Annotated in this window: 13 protein-coding genes; 5 read left to right on the forward strand and 8 right to left on the reverse strand. The window is 66.1% G+C overall.

The window, feature by feature from the left end; all coding sequences use genetic code 11:
- Window positions 1-56: 56 nt before the first annotated feature.
- The 4 genes from AC3FJ6_RS01820 to AC3FJ6_RS01835 form a co-directional block, all read right to left on the reverse strand.
- Window positions 57-1,037 (reverse strand): beta-ketoacyl-ACP synthase III, encoded by a 981-nt coding sequence (locus AC3FJ6_RS01820; RefSeq protein WP_488770467.1) that lies wholly within the window; start codon window positions 1,035-1,037, stop codon window positions 57-59.
- Between the two features lie 90 nt (window positions 1,038-1,127).
- Window positions 1,128-2,207 carry a phosphate acyltransferase PlsX gene (gene plsX / locus AC3FJ6_RS01825; protein WP_153945421.1) on the reverse strand — a complete coding sequence of 360 codons (1,080 nt, stop codon included), beginning with the start codon at window positions 2,205-2,207 and terminating at the stop codon, window positions 1,128-1,130.
- 192 nt (window positions 2,208-2,399) lie between these two features.
- Window positions 2,400-2,579: a 50S ribosomal protein L32 gene (rpmF, locus tag AC3FJ6_RS01830; protein WP_008644820.1), complete on the reverse strand. Its 180-nt coding sequence runs from the start codon at window positions 2,577-2,579 to the stop codon at window positions 2,400-2,402.
- A 121-nt stretch (window positions 2,580-2,700) separates the two neighbouring features.
- The gene (locus AC3FJ6_RS01835; RefSeq protein ID WP_488770468.1) at window positions 2,701-3,318 is read right to left on the reverse strand and encodes a DUF177 domain-containing protein; all 618 of its coding nucleotides are present in this window, start codon (window positions 3,316-3,318) and stop codon (window positions 2,701-2,703) included.
- A 156-nt stretch (window positions 3,319-3,474) separates the two neighbouring features.
- Here AC3FJ6_RS01835 and AC3FJ6_RS01840 point away from each other — a divergent pair, with 156 nt between their 5' ends.
- Together AC3FJ6_RS01840 and AC3FJ6_RS01845 are read left to right on the forward strand one after the other, a co-directional pair.
- Window positions 3,475-4,074: a Maf-like protein gene (locus AC3FJ6_RS01840; RefSeq protein ID WP_488770469.1), complete on the forward strand. Its 600-nt coding sequence runs from the start codon at window positions 3,475-3,477 to the stop codon at window positions 4,072-4,074.
- Window positions 4,075-4,077: 3 nt separating this feature from the next.
- The gene (locus AC3FJ6_RS01845; protein WP_487523621.1) at window positions 4,078-4,809 is read left to right on the forward strand and encodes an SAM-dependent methyltransferase; all 732 of its coding nucleotides are present in this window, start codon (window positions 4,078-4,080) and stop codon (window positions 4,807-4,809) included.
- A 115-nt stretch (window positions 4,810-4,924) separates the two neighbouring features.
- Here AC3FJ6_RS01845 and AC3FJ6_RS01850 read toward each other — a convergent pair whose 3' ends face one another.
- The 4 genes from AC3FJ6_RS01850 to AC3FJ6_RS01865 form a co-directional block, all read right to left on the reverse strand.
- Complete coding sequence (locus tag AC3FJ6_RS01850; RefSeq protein WP_488770470.1) at window positions 4,925-6,085, reverse strand: S49 family peptidase; 1,161 nt, start codon at window positions 6,083-6,085, stop codon at window positions 4,925-4,927.
- A 39-nt stretch (window positions 6,086-6,124) separates the two neighbouring features.
- Window positions 6,125-6,508, reverse strand: coding sequence for a Rieske (2Fe-2S) protein (locus AC3FJ6_RS01855; RefSeq protein WP_488770471.1), 384 nt, complete (start codon window positions 6,506-6,508; stop codon window positions 6,125-6,127).
- The gene (locus AC3FJ6_RS01860) at window positions 6,501-7,160 is read right to left on the reverse strand and encodes an HAD-IA family hydrolase (protein WP_488770472.1); all 660 of its coding nucleotides are present in this window, start codon (window positions 7,158-7,160) and stop codon (window positions 6,501-6,503) included. Before AC3FJ6_RS01860 ends, AC3FJ6_RS01855 begins: the two co-directional genes overlap by 8 nt.
- Window positions 7,161-7,221: 61 nt before the next feature.
- Window positions 7,222-8,220 (reverse strand): RluA family pseudouridine synthase, encoded by a 999-nt coding sequence (locus AC3FJ6_RS01865; RefSeq protein ID WP_488770777.1) that lies wholly within the window; start codon window positions 8,218-8,220, stop codon window positions 7,222-7,224.
- A 988-nt stretch (window positions 8,221-9,208) separates the two neighbouring features.
- Here AC3FJ6_RS01865 and AC3FJ6_RS01870 point away from each other — a divergent pair.
- The 3 genes from AC3FJ6_RS01870 (at window position 9,209) to mobA (ending at window position 14,317) form a co-directional block, all read left to right on the forward strand.
- Complete coding sequence (locus tag AC3FJ6_RS01870; RefSeq protein ID WP_488770473.1) at window positions 9,209-12,331, forward strand: Rne/Rng family ribonuclease; 3,123 nt, start codon at window positions 9,209-9,211, stop codon at window positions 12,329-12,331.
- 250 nt (window positions 12,332-12,581) lie between these two features.
- Window positions 12,582-13,706 (forward strand): GTP 3',8-cyclase MoaA, encoded by a 1,125-nt coding sequence (gene moaA, locus AC3FJ6_RS01875; protein WP_488770474.1) that lies wholly within the window; start codon window positions 12,582-12,584, stop codon window positions 13,704-13,706.
- Window positions 13,706-14,317, forward strand: a complete 612-nt coding sequence (mobA, locus tag AC3FJ6_RS01880; protein ID WP_153945430.1) for a molybdenum cofactor guanylyltransferase MobA — start codon at window positions 13,706-13,708, stop codon at window positions 14,315-14,317. The genes moaA and mobA overlap by 1 nt, the downstream gene beginning before the upstream one ends.
- Window positions 14,318-14,348 lie beyond the last annotated feature (31 nt).

A 14,348-nucleotide genomic window follows, 5' to 3' on the forward strand; every position in this document is an offset into this window, starting at 1 on the left:
TAGCTATACAACGTTTCAACGTTTCGATCGGTGCGGCGCGCCGCACCGGCCGCATGTTACATGCGCAGCAGCACCGCACCCCAGGTGAAGCCGCCGCCCACGCCTTCCATCAGCACGGTCTGTCCGGGCTTGATGCGGCCGTCGCGCACGGCGACGTCCAGCGCCAGCGGAATCGATGCGGCCGACGTGTTGCCGTGCTCGTGCACCGTGGCCACCATGCGCTCGGCCGGCAGGCCCAGCTTCTTGGCCGTGCCTTGCATGATGCGGATATTGGCCTGGTGCGGTATCAGCCAGTCGATCTCGTCGGCCTGCATTTCAGCCGCGGCGATGGCCTCGCGCGCCACCTTGTCCAGCACGGTCACGGCCAGCTTGAACACGGCCTGGCCGTCCATGTGCAGGAAGGCATTGCCGGTGATGGCACCGCCCGACACATTGCCCGGCACGCACAGGATGTCCACGTGGTTGCCGTCCGAATGCATGGCCGACGACAGGATGCCCGGCTCGTCCGAGGCGCTCAGCACCACGGCGCCCGCGCCATCGCCGAACAGCACGCAGGTGGTGCGGTCATTGAAGTCAAGGATGCGCGAGAACACTTCGGAACCGATCACGAGCACGTTCTTGTGCGAGCCGCTGCGGATGAACTTGTCAGCCGTCGACATCGCATAGACAAAGCCCGAGCACACGGCCTGCAGATCGAACGCCGCGCAGTGATTGGTGATGCCGAGCTTCTGCTGCACCAGGCAGGCGGTGCTCGGGAACACGAAATCGGGGGTCGACGTGGCGACGATGATCAGGTCGATGTCCTGGCGGTCGATACCGGCGGCGGCAATCGCCTGCTCGGCAGCCTTGACGGCCAGGTCGCTCGCCGTGACGTCGGGCTCGGCCCAGTGGCGCGCCGAAATGCCGCTGCGCGAGACGATCCACTCGTCGCTGGTCTCGATACCCTTTTCAGCAAGCTGCACGGCGAGGTCGTGATTCGTGACGCGCCGCGGGGGCAGATAGCTCCCCGTGCCGATGATTTTTGCGTACTTGGTCATGAGTATGTCGGATCGTGGTGCTCACCGGCCCGCCCAGGCCAGGCCATCGGGCGGAGCGTCGGGCTACCCGCCCGTGACGGGCGCGCGGCCTCAGGCGGCACGGGTATCGGAATGTGGGTCCGGCGAGTCTGTCTCCGGGCCGCCGGTCGCGGCGCCAGCGGCACCGGACTTGTTGGCAAAGGCCTTGGCAATGCGCTCGATGACGCCATTTCTGGCCGCATCATACCCGCGTTTGATCGCCCACTCAAAAGAATGGGCATCGGCCGAACCATGGCTCTTGATCACCAGCCCGCGCAGCCCCAGCAACGAAGCGCCGTTGTAGCGGGCGGGGTCGAGCCGGCGCGCCAGGCGCGACAGCACCGGCATCGCCACGGCGGCCAGCAGCTTGGTGAACCACGAGCGCGTGAACTCTTCCTTGATCATGCTGCCGATCATCTTGGCCAGGCCTTCGGTGCTCTTGAGCGCCACGTTGCCGACGAAGCCGTCGCAAACGACGATGTCGGTCGTGCCCTTGAAGATGTCGTTGCCTTCCACGTTGCCGTAGAAGTTGAGCTCGGAAGCGCGCAGCAGCTCGCCGGCGGCCTTGACCACCTCGTTGCCCTTGATCACTTCCTCGCCGATATTGAGCAGGCCCACCGTCGGGTGGTCCTTGTGATCCACCACCGCCACCATGGCCTCGGCCATGCGCGCGAACTGCAGCAGGTGCTCCGGCTCGCAGTCCGCGTTGGCACCGAGGTCGAGCACCGTGGTGCCCCAGCCCTGTTCGTTGGGAATCGTGGTGGCGATGGCCGGCCGCTCGATGCCTTCGAGCGTCTTCAGCACATAGCGTGAAACCGCCATCAACGCGCCGGTATTGCCAGCGGAAATACAGGCGCCAGCCTTGCCTTCCTTGACTTGCGTCACGGCAACACGCATCGAAGAGTCTTTCTTCTTGCGCAGCGCCACTTCCACCGGGTCATCCATGGTGATGACTTCGGTCGCGGGCACGATGGTCACGCGCGGATGATCGCTTGCATGCAGCTTTTTCAGCTGCGCGCCGATGGCGTCGGGCAGGCCGACGAGGATCATCTCGGCGTCGTCGTGACGGGAAAGAAAACTGATCGCTGCCGGCACCGTCACGGAGACTCCGTGATCGCCGCCCATGCAGTCGATAGCGAGCTTGATCGTCATTGTTTCCTGATACGGAAAGCGCGCCGGCACCCGCCGCATCGGTTCGCGGGGACGCAACCAGCCGGACGCGCGGATACGCTGCCGTGCGGGCGCCGAGCGCCCAACAAAAAAGCGGCAACGAGCTTGCCGCTTTCCTGTTTTACACCTGACAACGTGCGCGAGCGAGACACAGGGTCACGCCAGACGACCTGGTCAGTCGTTCTTGGTCTTGATGACCTTGCGACCACGGTAGTAGCCGTTCGGGCTGACGTGGTGGCGCAGGTGGGTTTCGCCCGTGGTCGGCTCAACGGCCAGGGGGGCGACCGACAGATGGTCGTGCGAACGGTGCATGCCGCGCTTGGACGGCGACTTCTTGTTCTGTTGAACAGCCATGATGACTCCTTCGAGAATTTTGCGATATTAACACACGCATCCTGCGCAAGGCGTAGCCGGGGCCCGGCCGGATGCTTGACCTGCTACCGTGAAGACCTGCCAGGCCGCGCTCCGCGCGGCGTCAGTGCTTGGTCTTCAGGCCGGCCAGCGCCGCAAAGGGCGATGGCCGCTTTTCTTCCGCGGGTGGCGCCTCGGGCTCCACCTCGCCGTCTGCGCCGGTCACGAGTGACTCGTGTACCGTCGGACAGACTTCATGCTTGGGTGCCGAAGGCAATGCCAGCAGCACTTCATCTTCAATCAGTTCCAGCGCCGAAAACTTCTTCGAGCCGACGATCACGTCGATCTCGTCGTCATCCATCGACGCCTCGTCGGCAGCCGCTTCGCTGGCCACCACTTCGAAACGCATCTTCGTTGCGATCGGCTCGGGGTAGACCCCCAGGCAACGCTGGCAGTTCAGCCAGACACGACCATTGACCGTCACGTCGACAAACAGGCGCTGCGACACCGCTGCACCGGGTTCCGCCGCCTCTTCGCGCACAAAGCCGCTCAAGGCGTACGCGAACACTTCGTCCGCGGCGGACGCTGGCGCATCGGCAGCCGTCTCGGCTAAGATGCGCGGCAAATCGCGCACCGGCACCTCTCCCGCCACATTGCCGCCTTTGCGGCAGAAGACGAAGAGATCGGTTTCACGCAGATCGAAGGCCACGGCGGACGCCGCTGGCTGGGTCGGCTGACTCATACAGGCTGAATCGCAATAAATGCCTTGTTTGCCACACGTTGCAGGCAACGCATGTGCCTGTGCAGCTAAACGCGCGATTATACGTGGTATTTCCCGGAACGGTCAAAGTATACAAGCCGAAAACCGTTCCTCACCGTTTTCTGGCGCCATTCCTATATGTCTTCCGACTCCCGTCCTGCGCTGATCCTCGGGTCGAGCTCTCCGTACCGCCGCGAACTGCTGGCGCGCCTGCGGATTCCGTTCGAGGTGGCCACCCCCGATATCGATGAAACGCCCCTGCCCGGCGAGCGCCCCGACGCCACTGCACTGCGCCTGGCCCGCCTGAAGGCCGAAGCGATTGCGGCACGCCACCCCGGCGCGCTGGTGATCGGCTCCGACCAGGTCTGCACGCTCGACGACCTGCAGATCGGCAAACCCGGTACGCACGACAAGGCGCTGGCCCAGTTGCAGCTGATGCGTGGCCGGACCGTCACTTTCCATTCGGCCCTGTGCCTGCTCGACAGCCGTACCGGCGTGGCGCAACTGGCCGACGTGCAGACGCTGGTCACGTTCCGCAATGTGAGCGATGCGGAACTGGATGCGTATCTGCGCGCCGAAACGCCCTACGACTGCGCCGGCAGCGCCAAGGCGGAAGGCCTGGGCATCGCCCTGCTGTCACGCGTGGAATCGGACGACCCGACCGCGCTGATCGGCCTGCCGCTGGTGGCATTGACCGGCATGCTGCGCCAGGCCGGCTACCCGTTTTTTGGAGCCTGAACCATGGCCGGCACGTTATTCCTGATCCCCAACACGCTCGGCAAGCGCGACGAATCCGATCCGGTGATGGATGTGATTCCCGCCGGCGTGCAGCAGATCGCGGCGCGCCTTGATTACCTGGTAGCCGAGAACGCCAAGACGGCACGCGCCTTTCTGAAGAAGCTGGCGGAGACCGCACCGCTGGCGCACGCCATCCAGCAGATCGAGATCCGCGAACTGAACGTCAATACCAAGGCCAGTGCGCTCGATGCCTTGCTCGACCCCATCGCGGGCGGGCGCGACGGCGGCCTGCTGTCCGAAGCGGGCGTGCCCGCCGTGGCCGATCCGGGCGCCGATCTGGTGCGGCTGGCCCACACGCGCGGCATCACGGTGCGCCCGCTGGTCGGCCCCAGTTCGATCCTGCTGGCAGTGATGGGCTCAGGCCTGAACGGCCAGAGCTTCGCGTTCAACGGCTATCTGCCCGTGGACGCCGACGAGCGCGCAAAGAAACTGCGCGACCTGGAACAGCGGTCGCGCAAGGCACAGCAAACCCAGGTCTGGATCGAGACGCCGTACCGCAACGGCGCGCTGCTCGACGCGCTGCGCCAGCATTGCTCGGGCACCACGCTGCTGTCGATCGCCGTGGACCTGACGCTGCCCACGGAAACCATCGTCACGCTGCCGATTTCCGCCTGGCGGCCGGATCGCCTGGAACTCCACAAGCGTCCGGCGATTTTTTCGCTGCTGGCGCAGTAGCTGGCACCTGCCACTAACAGGTACTTCGTTAACTAGCAGGCGCGGTAGGGGCAGCAGGCGCCTGCCCGTCCCCTCCCAGCCGGGAGAGGACGGAAACACGCCAGTCCCCAGCCTGTCAGCGCACGGCCGGCGCCGACGCGTTCATCAGCATCATCTTCATCGCCGCGGAACCCACGGCCGCGCCAAACCGCTTGGCCACGCGCTCGGCGATATTCTCCTTGACCGTGTAGTCGACGATGTCCTCGGCCTTGAACAGGTCGCGCGCCACGTAGTCGGCACTGCCCAGGCCATCGGCCAGGCCCAGTTCCACCGCGCGCTCGCCCGACCAGAACAGGCCCGAGAACAGGTCGGGATCGCTCTTGAGCCGGTCGCCCCGGCCTTGCTTGACCACGTCGATGAACTGCTGGTGGATCTGCTTGAGCATGGACTCGGCGAACGCCTTCTGGCGCGGCACCTCGGGCGAGAACGGATCGAGCATGCCCTTGTTGGCGCCCGACGTGTACAGCCGGCGCTGGACGCCCAGCTTGTCCATCAGGCCCGTGAAGCCGAAACCGTCCATCAGCACGCCGATCGAGCCGACGATACTGGCCTTGTCGACGTAGATCTTGTCTGCCGCCGCCGCCACGTAGTAGCCGCCCGACGCGCAGATTTCCTCCACCACCACGTAGAACGGCTTGTCCGGATAGATCTTGCGCAGCCGATGGATCTCGTCGTTGATGATGCCGGCCTGCACCGGCGAACCGCCGGGCGAGTTGATCTTCAGGATCACGCCCGCGGCCGTGGTGTCGGCAAACGCGGCCTGCAGCGATGCATTGATCGATTCGGCGCTGGCCGGCGTACCGGCGGCGATCTCGCCCTCCAGCGTGACCATGGCTGTATGCCGACCGCTGGTGCTGGTCAGGCTCTCGCCCTTGAAATCGATCACGGCGAACAGGATCAGCACCAGGATGCCCAGGCCCACCAGCCGGAAGAATATCTTCCAGCGGCGCGCCGCGCGTTGCTCGCGGAGGCTGGCCATCAGCACCTTTTCCAGCACGTCGCGTTCCCAGCCGCCGCTGGCGCCGCCGACTGGCGCGGTCGCCTTGCCGGCCATGCGCGCGCGGCGTTCGTCGGCCTCGCGCCGCGCGGCATCGTCGCCGGCCTTCAGGTCGCGTTCCAGCGGATAGTCCGCATGCTGCGCCGTTTCCAGCGTTTCACTGGCGGGCGCGTGCTCGTCAGGACGCTGCTCAGGTTGACCCGGTTGTTCGGATGATGGCGGTTTTTGCTGTTCTGTCATGCAGATGGACTCAGGCGTCAAACGAAGACCCGGCTCCGCTCAGCTGGCGTCGGGCGCAAAAAAAGGGGCTTCGGGCTGCCAGAAGACAGCGCCGTCACGTTCCTCGATGCGGAGCTTGGCCAGCGCGGCGCCCCGGCAAGGGCCGCCCACGCACAGGCCGGTGTCTGGCGCGTAAGTCGCGCCATGTGTCGCACACATCAAGTATAGGCCTGCACTATCGAAAAACTGGCCTTCCTGCCAGTCGAGCTCCATGGGCACATGGGCGCACTGGTTCAGGTAGCCGTAGGCCACGCCGTCGTAGCGGATAGCGAACGCGCCGATCTCACGCGACGCCACGCGAACGGTGAAGCGCACCCCGGCCCCGCCATCGGTCAGCTCGGCCGCCGAGCACAGACGGCGTGGCGTCAGGCTGTCATCAGGCATGGGCGAGCAGCCACTGCTGCAGATCGGCAATCGACGTGGCGCAATGGACCGGCAACATCGCACGGAGCGAATCGGCCGGATGTGCACCATAGCACACACCTAGCCCCTGCGCCCCGGCGTTGATGGCCATCTGCAGATCGTGCGTGGTATCGCCGATCATGACCGTACGCCCGATGTCCTGGCCCAGTTCGCGTGTGAGTTCATGCAGCATGGCCGGGTGCGGCTTGGAGAAGGTCTCGTCCGCGCATCGGGTGGCATCGAACAGCGTGCCCAGGCCAGTGCTGGCCAGCGCACGTTCCAGGCCCACGCGCGTCTTGCCGGTGGCTACGCCCAGGAAATAGTGTTCGGCGTGCAGCGCCTCCAGCATCTCGCGCACGCCCGGGAACAGCACCAGATCGGCGTCGCGGGTGAGGAAGTGATAGCGATATCGCTCGGCCAGCCGAGGGTAGTCGGCCGGATCGAGCGTCGGCACGGCGTAGGACAGCGCGTCCTTGAGGCCCAGCCCGATCACATGGCTGGCCGCGCTGTCGTCGGGCACTGGCAAGCCCAGGTCGCGGCTGGCCAGCTGAATGCACTTGGCGATGGTCGGGGTGGAATCCATCAGGGTTCCATCCCAGTCGAAAACGATCAGGTCAAATCGCTGCCTGGCCATTGCGGTCCTTGGTCGATGCGGAAAGTGTTGCAGATATGGAGGGTGGCGCGTGCGCCAGGCATTACGACGGTGCGCCGATCGGGGTCAATTGTTGCAAAAAATCGACACATTCGGGAGGCATCGGCGCGGACACGGTGATGGGCTCACCGGTATTCGGGTGGACGAACGTCAGCTTGTGGGCGTGCAGGAACATCCGTTTCAGACCGGGCTTCGCGCCACTGCGTGAGAGTGCCTTGTTGAGCGCAAAGTCGCCGTATTTTTCATCGCCGACGATCGGAAAGCCCGTGGACTGCAGATGGACGCGGATCTGGTGCGTGCGGCCAGTCTTCAGTTCTGCCTCCAGCAGCGTGTAGCCCTCGAACGCCTTCACGCGATTGAAGACGGTATGGGACGCCAGGCCATCGGCCTGGACCCGCACGCGACGCTCGCCATCGGGCGTGCTGTACTTATATAGAGGCAGCTTCACGTGCTGGCGCGCATTGGGAAATTCCCCGGCCACGCAGGCGAAGTAACGCTTGTCCATGTCGCTTCCGCGAATCTGCTCGTGCAAGTGCACCAGGGCCGACCGCTTCTTGGCCAGCACCAGGATGCCGGAGGTTTCTCGATCCAGCCGATGCACCAGTTCCAGAAATTTGGCCTCCGGGCGCGCGCGGCGCAACTGCTCGATCACGCCGAACGCCACGCCGGACCCGCCGTGGACGGCCACGCCGGCCGGCTTGTCGATCACCAGAAGGTGAGTGTCCTCGAACAGGACCGGAAACTCGCCGGCCGGCACGAAAGTGCCTTCGGTGGCTTTTTCCGCGATGCGAATTGGCGGGATACGGACGACATCGCCCAGCTTCAGCCGGTAAGTCGCATCGATCCGGCCCTTGTTGACGCGCACCTCGCCCGAGCGCAAGACCCGGTAGATGTGGCTCTTGGGCACCCCCTTGGCAACCTTCAGCAGGAAGTTGTCGATGCGCTGGCCTTCGGCGCTCTCGTCGATCGTGACATACGCCACCTGGAGGCCGCTTGCGCGGGAGCGCGGCTCCGTTTCAATTTGATGGCGTAACTCATTCATTTTCAATATAATTTCCCGGCCGTACCCGGCCAAATGCCGGGAATGTGCGACCTGTGTAAGCGATGTTTGGCGCGAACCCCAACCGGAATGCCTGCCATTTTTGCGGCAAACCGGAACGGAATATGCAGGGCATCCAGGCAGTTGTCTTGGGTAGTCCCACCAGTATCCGCGCGAGATCTCGCATTTTACACTTCGGGTTGCCGCCAGCCCGGCCCGTCTCCCGCATGTTGCGTACCCCGCAAGGCGCCAGACAGGCAAATGGTGGCAATCAGCAGCACGCACGCGCCGCGCCGGCGCGCAGGAAGTCGCCCAGAGGCGGCTTCGGCAACCAGCCGGCCGACACGTGGAAACAGAGTGTTCAGGTAGAAAAGAATTCAATGCGGGTGCCAGCCAAGGGCATCCGCATCGGTGAGAGAAGACCGCCCGCACCGGGAACCGGTGCCGGCCCGGCAGGTGACACCCTGCCAACCGACCTGCAGTACCCGCCGCGACTTGCCGGTGGTCGTCGTAGTTCGACGATCCGGCAGCGGCGCCCGAGCGCAGAACGCGAAGAACCAGCGGCGCGCCCGCCAGCGGACAGGTCGGTTTGGCAATGGCATGCAACTGCTGCGTCCGGATGACTTGCTCTTTGACGCGTCCTGGCCATCCCGGCCCGGCTGCGATAGGCAGCATTGCCCGTGCCGATGGCACGGCCGACAGCCGCCCTCGCCCCCGGCCGCCGGCATCCGCCAGCAATCGCTGCATCAGGAGCAGGCCCATTTGCCCTCTCCCGACCCGGCAGCGGATCGCCCGCGAGTTTTTTGCGGATGGCGGGACGCCGACACCCTCTCCTTTCACCCGCGCCCAGCCGGCCGCATAGCAGAACGCGTCGGCAACTCCGGCAATTCTCCCGCCCTCGCTCTCTTTCCTCGCGTGCTCCCTGGACCGTCGCGGGCATGACCCACTCATGACCCATTGGGCTCCCGCGACACTGGAGTGAGGTATTGCGATGAAACGCATGCTGTTTAACGCGACGCAACAGGAGGAATTGCGCGTCGCGATCGTCGATGGCCAGAAACTGATCGACATCGACATCGAAACCGCCGGGCGCGAACAGCGCAAGGGCAACATCTACAAGGGTGTCATCACCCGCATCGAACCGTCGCTGGAAGCCTGCTTCGTCAATTACGGCGAAGAGCGCCACGGCTTCCTGCCGTTCAAGGAAGTGGCCCGGGCCTTCTTCAAGGACGGCGTGGACGTGCGCAATGCGCGCATCCAGGATGCCCTGCACGAAGGCCAGGAACTGATCGTTCAGGTCGAAAAGGAAGAACGTGGCAACAAGGGCGCCGCCCTGACCACGTTCATCTCGCTGGCCGGCCGCTACCTGGTTCTGATGCCGAACAACCCGCGTGGCGGCGGCGTGTCGCGCCGCATCGAGGGCGAAGACCGCCAGGAACTGCGCGAGACCATGGCGCAGCTGCAGGTGCCGGAAGGCATGAGCATCATCGCCCGCACCGCCGGCATCGGCCGTGCCGCCGAGGAACTGCAGTGGGACCTGAACTACCTGCTGCAACTGTGGAAGGCCATCGACGGCGCCGCCGGCGACAACAAGGCCCCGCTGCTGATCTATCTGGAATCGAGCCTGGTGATCCGCGCCATCCGCGATTACTTCCAGCCCGATATCGGCGAGATCCTGATCGATACCGACGAGATCTACGAGCAGGCCCGCGCCTTCATGAGCGTGGTCATGCCCGACAACATGAGCCGCGTGAAGAAGTACCGCGACGACGTGCCGCTCTTCTCGCGTTTCCAGATCGAGCACCAGATCGAATCGGCGTACTCGCGCATGGTGATGCTGCCGTCCGGCGGTGCCATCGTGATCGACCATACCGAAGCCCTCGTGTCGGTTGACGTGAACTCGGCCCGCGCCACCAAGGGTGCGGACATCGAGGAAACGGCGCTGCGCACGAACCTGGAAGCCGCCGACGAAATCGCCCGCCAGCTGCGCCTGCGCGACCTGGGCGGCCTGATCGTCATCGACTTCATCGACATGGAGTCCGGCAAGGCCCAGAAGGACGTGGAAACGCGCCTGAAGGACGCGCTGCGCCACGACCGGGCCCGCGTGCAGATGGGCAAGATCAGCCGCTTCGGCCTGATGGAGCTGTCGCGCCAGCGCCTGCGTCCGTCGTTGTCGGAAGGCTCGCACATCACCTGCCCGCGCTGCAATGGAACAGGTCATATCCGCGATACCGAATCGTCCGCCCTGCAGGTGCTGCGCATCATCCAGGAAGAGGCGATGAAGGAAAACACGGCCGCCATCCACTGCCAGGTGCCGGTGGAAGTGGCCGCTTTCCTGCTCAACGAGAAGCGACAGGACATCAACCTGATCGAACTGCGCTTCAAGGTCAATGTGCTGCTGATCCCGAACAAGCATCTGGAAACGCCGCACTACAAGCTCGAGCGCCTGCGTCACGACGATCCGCGCCTGGAAGACTCGACCGCCAGCTACCGCATGGCCGAGGCGGCCGCCAAGGAACTGGAAGCCGACACGAGCTACAGCAGCCGGAAGAAGGAAGACGCGCGTCCGCGCCAGGAAGCGGCCGTCAAGGGCATTACGCCCGACGCGCCCGCCCCGGTATCGGTGCCGCGCCCCGAGCGCGCACCGAAGCCCGAAGCCACGGCGGCTGCACGTCCCGTGCCGGCTACCCAGCCGGTGGCCAGCGGCGGTTTCGTCGCCTGGCTCAAGGGTCTGTTCGGCGTGAAGCCGGCACCGGCACCCGTGGCCGAGCCGGTCAAGCCGGCCGCTGAAGCCCAGGCACGCGGCGAAGGCCGCCAGGGTCGTGGCGAACGCGGCCAGCGTGGTGAACGCGGCGAGCGCGGCGAAGGCCGCCAGGGCCGTGGCGAACAGCGCGGTGAACGTGGTGAACGCGGCGACCGTCAGGGTCGCGGCCAGCGCGGCGAGCGCACCGAACGTGGCGAACGTGGCGAGCGCACCGAACGTGGCGAACGCGCCGAGGCACAACGCGGCGAGGCGCGCGAACAGCGCGAACCGCGTGAGCCGCGCGGCGAGCGCCAGCCCCGTGGCGATCGTCAACCGCGCGAAGCGCAGCCCGCCACGCCGGCCATCGCCCAGGGCGAGCGCACCGAAGCGCGCCGCGAACGCAACCAGGAACGCCGCGAGCGTCAACGCGAACGCCAGCGCGAACGCGCCGAGGCCCGCGACACCGACGAACCCCTGAACGTTGCAGGCACGGCACCGCAGTCGGCATTCGAGGCGGCCCAGGCTGCACCGGCTGTCATCGCCACCGTGGACGTGCCGGAAGACGCACTGGGCGCCGAAGCCGCCGCAACGGAAACCGGTGAAGGCGAAGAGCGCCGCCGCCGCAATCGTCGTGGCCGCAACCGCTACCGCCGCGAGCGCGATGACGGCAGCCTGGAAGTCAATGAAGGCAACCTGGCCGAAGTCAGCGCCGGCGTGACGGAATCGGAAGAAGAGTCGGCGTCGGTGACGGCCCAGGGCCAGCCGGCTGCCGAACAGGCTGCCCCGGCACCTGTGGTGCAGGCCCCCGTGGCCGTCGCTCCGGTGGAAGCCGTGGCAGCGGTCCGCGAGCCGGCTGCTCCGGTGGCTCCGGTTGTCCCGGCAGCCCCGGCAGCTGAGCCGGTCTTCGCCGCCGTGGCCGAACCGCAACCGGCGCCGGTCGTGACGCCCGCCCCGGCTTATCAGGCCATCGAAACCGCGGCTGTCGAAGCCCCGGCCGTGCATGCCCCGGCACAGGTCGCCACCGCTCCGGTGGCGCCTGAGCCGGTCGCCGTGACCCCGGAAGTGATTCCGGCACCGGTTCCCGCCGTGGAAGCGCCTGCCCCGACCGCCGCTGCCCCTGTGGTGGCCGCCCCGGCGCCGGCAAGCACCAGCACGCCGGCCCTGGAGTCGATGCTCTCGACCGCCGGTCTGGAGTGGGTACGTACCGACAGCGCCAAGCTGGCCGCCGCGCAGGAAGCCGCCGCACGCATCGTGCCGGCCCCGCGCGTCCCGCGCGAGCGCAAGCCGCTGCCGCCGCTGCCGGAAGGCCCGATGGTCCTCGTCGAAACGGGCGGCCAACAGCGCGAAGCCCAGCAACAACAGCAGCAATAAGGCGATACCTCGCCGCTGCAAGCTGAGCTGGAGAAAGGGACGGCAACCGCCGTCCCTTTTTCATTGGCGCGGCGGTGCCGCCAACGCGACATGGCGCTAGGCCGCCAGCTGTACTGCTGTGCCCCGCCATCAACTGTGCTGTTGTCACGACAGTGTTGCGCGCGACGCGAAGCCGCCCTCGGCTAGAATGGCAGGCAGAACGGCCACCCGGGCGCCCCACGCATCCGGCGAGCCGCGGCCCCACTCTGCCATGACCGATACCGTCATTCCGATTCTTGACCTGCGCGACCATCGATACCGATCGATGGTGCCGAGCATTCCGTCGCGCCTGCTGGCGCCGACCGGGCTCGTGGCCGACACCCGGGGCCGGCCGCTGCATGACCTGCGCATCTCCGTCACCGATCGCTGCAACTTCCGCTGCGTCTACTGCATGCCGAAGGAAGTGTTCGACAAGGACTACACCTTCCTGCCCCACTCCGAGCTGCTGAGCTTCGAGGAAATCGAGCGGGCCGCGCGCCTGTTCGCGGCGCAGGGCGTCGAAAAAATCCGGCTGACCGGCGGCGAGCCGCTGCTGCGCAAGAACATCGAGCGCCTCGTGGAAATGCTGGCGCGCATCGAGACGGCATCGGGCAAGCCGCTGGACCTGACGCTGACCACCAATGCGTCGCTGCTGGCGCGCAAGGCGCAGTCGCTGCGCGATGCCGGCCTGACCCGTGTGACGGTCAGCCTGGATGCCATCGACGATGTCACGTTCCGCAAGATGAACGACGTGGATTTCGCCGTGCGCGACGTGCTGCATGGCATCGAGGTCGCCCAGGCCGTGGGGCTGGCCCCGATCAAGGTCAACATGGTGGTCAAGCGCGGCACCAACGATCAGGAAATCGTGCCGATGGCACGTCACTTCCGCAACAGCGGCATCATCGTCCGCTTTATCGAATTCATGGATGTCGGCGCCAGCAACCACTGGCAGATGAACGAAGTGCTGTCGTCGGCCGATGTCGTGCGCCGTATCGACGCGGCGTTCCCGCTGGAAGCCGTGCAGGCCAACTACGCGGGCGAGACCGCCGAGCGGTGGCGTTACCGCGACGGCGGCGGTGAAATCGGGGTGATTTCCAGCGTGACCCACGCGTTCTGCGGCGATTGCAGCCGGATCCGGCTGTCTACCGAAGGCCGGCTCTATCTGTGCCTGTTTGCCACCGAAGGCTACGACCTGCGCGCGCTGCTGCGCGGCGGGCATAGCGACCTGGAAATCGGCAACGCCATCGCGCAGGTATGGCAGGCCCGCACCGACAACTATTCCGAGCAGCGCAGCGATCCCGCCGTACGCGCCGCACGCGCCGAGAGCAAGATCGAAATGTCGTATATCGGCGGGTGATGATTGCGCGCGACGACATCACGGGCCTGATCCTGGCCGGCGGCCGCGGCAGCCGGATGGGCGGCACCGACAAGGGCCTGCAGCCATTCCAGGGAGCGCCGATGGTGCAGCACACGCTGCGGCGCCTGGCCCCGCAGACCGGACCGCTGCTGATCAATGCCAATCGCAACCCCGAACGCTACGCCACCTTTGGTGCACCGGTGATCGCCGACACCATCGCCGATTTCGCGGGCCCCCTGGCCGGCATGCTGGCCGGGCTGGCGCAGTGCCGGACGCCATGGCTGGTCACGGCCCCCTGCGACACCCCTTTCCTGCCTGCCGACCTGGTGGCGCGCCTGGCCCAGGGTATCGAGGACGAAGACGCCGACATCGCCGTGCCCGTCACCGTGGATGCCGACGGCCGCCGCCGCTTGCAGCCGGTGTTCTGCCTGATGCCGGTCACCGCCGCCGCCGGGCTGCAGGCCTACGTGGATGCCGGCCATCGCAAGATCGAAAGCTGGGTCACGGGCCAGCGGCTGGCCCAGGTCGTGTTTGGCGACGCCCGGGCCTTTGCAAACATCAATACGCTGGACGAACTGCGCGAGCACGAGGCTGCTGGCCGATCCGGCTAGACTCTCACCCAAATTCCCATATCGCCGACGC

The sequence above is a fragment of the Cupriavidus sp. 94F1 genome (assembly GCF_057798875.1).

Bases quoted from the DNA above. Each gene is read 5' to 3' on its own strand.
- AC3FJ6_RS01870 (WP_488770473.1), top strand. From the start codon at position 9,209: ATGAAACGCATGCTGTTTAACGCGACGCAACAGGAGGAATTGCGCGTC.
- plsX (WP_153945421.1), bottom strand. From the start codon at position 2,207: ATGACGATCAAGCTCGCTATCGACTGCATGGGCGGCGATCACGGAGTC.
- AC3FJ6_RS01860 (WP_488770472.1), bottom strand. From the start codon at position 7,160: ATGGCCAGGCAGCGATTTGACCTGATCGTTTTCGACTGGGATGGAACC.
- AC3FJ6_RS01820 (WP_488770467.1), bottom strand. From the start codon at position 1,037: ATGACCAAGTACGCAAAAATCATCGGCACGGGGAGCTATCTGCCCCCG.
- AC3FJ6_RS01840 (WP_488770469.1), top strand. From the start codon at position 3,475: ATGTCTTCCGACTCCCGTCCTGCGCTGATCCTCGGGTCGAGCTCTCCG.
- moaA (WP_488770474.1), top strand. From the start codon at position 12,582: ATGACCGATACCGTCATTCCGATTCTTGACCTGCGCGACCATCGATAC.
- mobA (WP_153945430.1), top strand. From the start codon at position 13,706: ATGATTGCGCGCGACGACATCACGGGCCTGATCCTGGCCGGCGGCCGC.
- AC3FJ6_RS01850 (WP_488770470.1), bottom strand. From the start codon at position 6,085: ATGACAGAACAGCAAAAACCGCCATCATCCGAACAACCGGGTCAACCT.
- AC3FJ6_RS01835 (WP_488770468.1), bottom strand. From the start codon at position 3,318: ATGAGTCAGCCGACCCAGCCAGCGGCGTCCGCCGTGGCCTTCGATCTG.
- AC3FJ6_RS01855 (WP_488770471.1), bottom strand. From the start codon at position 6,508: ATGCCTGATGACAGCCTGACGCCACGCCGTCTGTGCTCGGCGGCCGAG.
- rpmF (WP_008644820.1), bottom strand. From the start codon at position 2,579: ATGGCTGTTCAACAGAACAAGAAGTCGCCGTCCAAGCGCGGCATGCAC.
- AC3FJ6_RS01845 (WP_487523621.1), top strand. From the start codon at position 4,078: ATGGCCGGCACGTTATTCCTGATCCCCAACACGCTCGGCAAGCGCGAC.
- AC3FJ6_RS01865 (WP_488770777.1), bottom strand. From the start codon at position 8,220: ATGAATGAGTTACGCCATCAAATTGAAACGGAGCCGCGCTCCCGCGCA.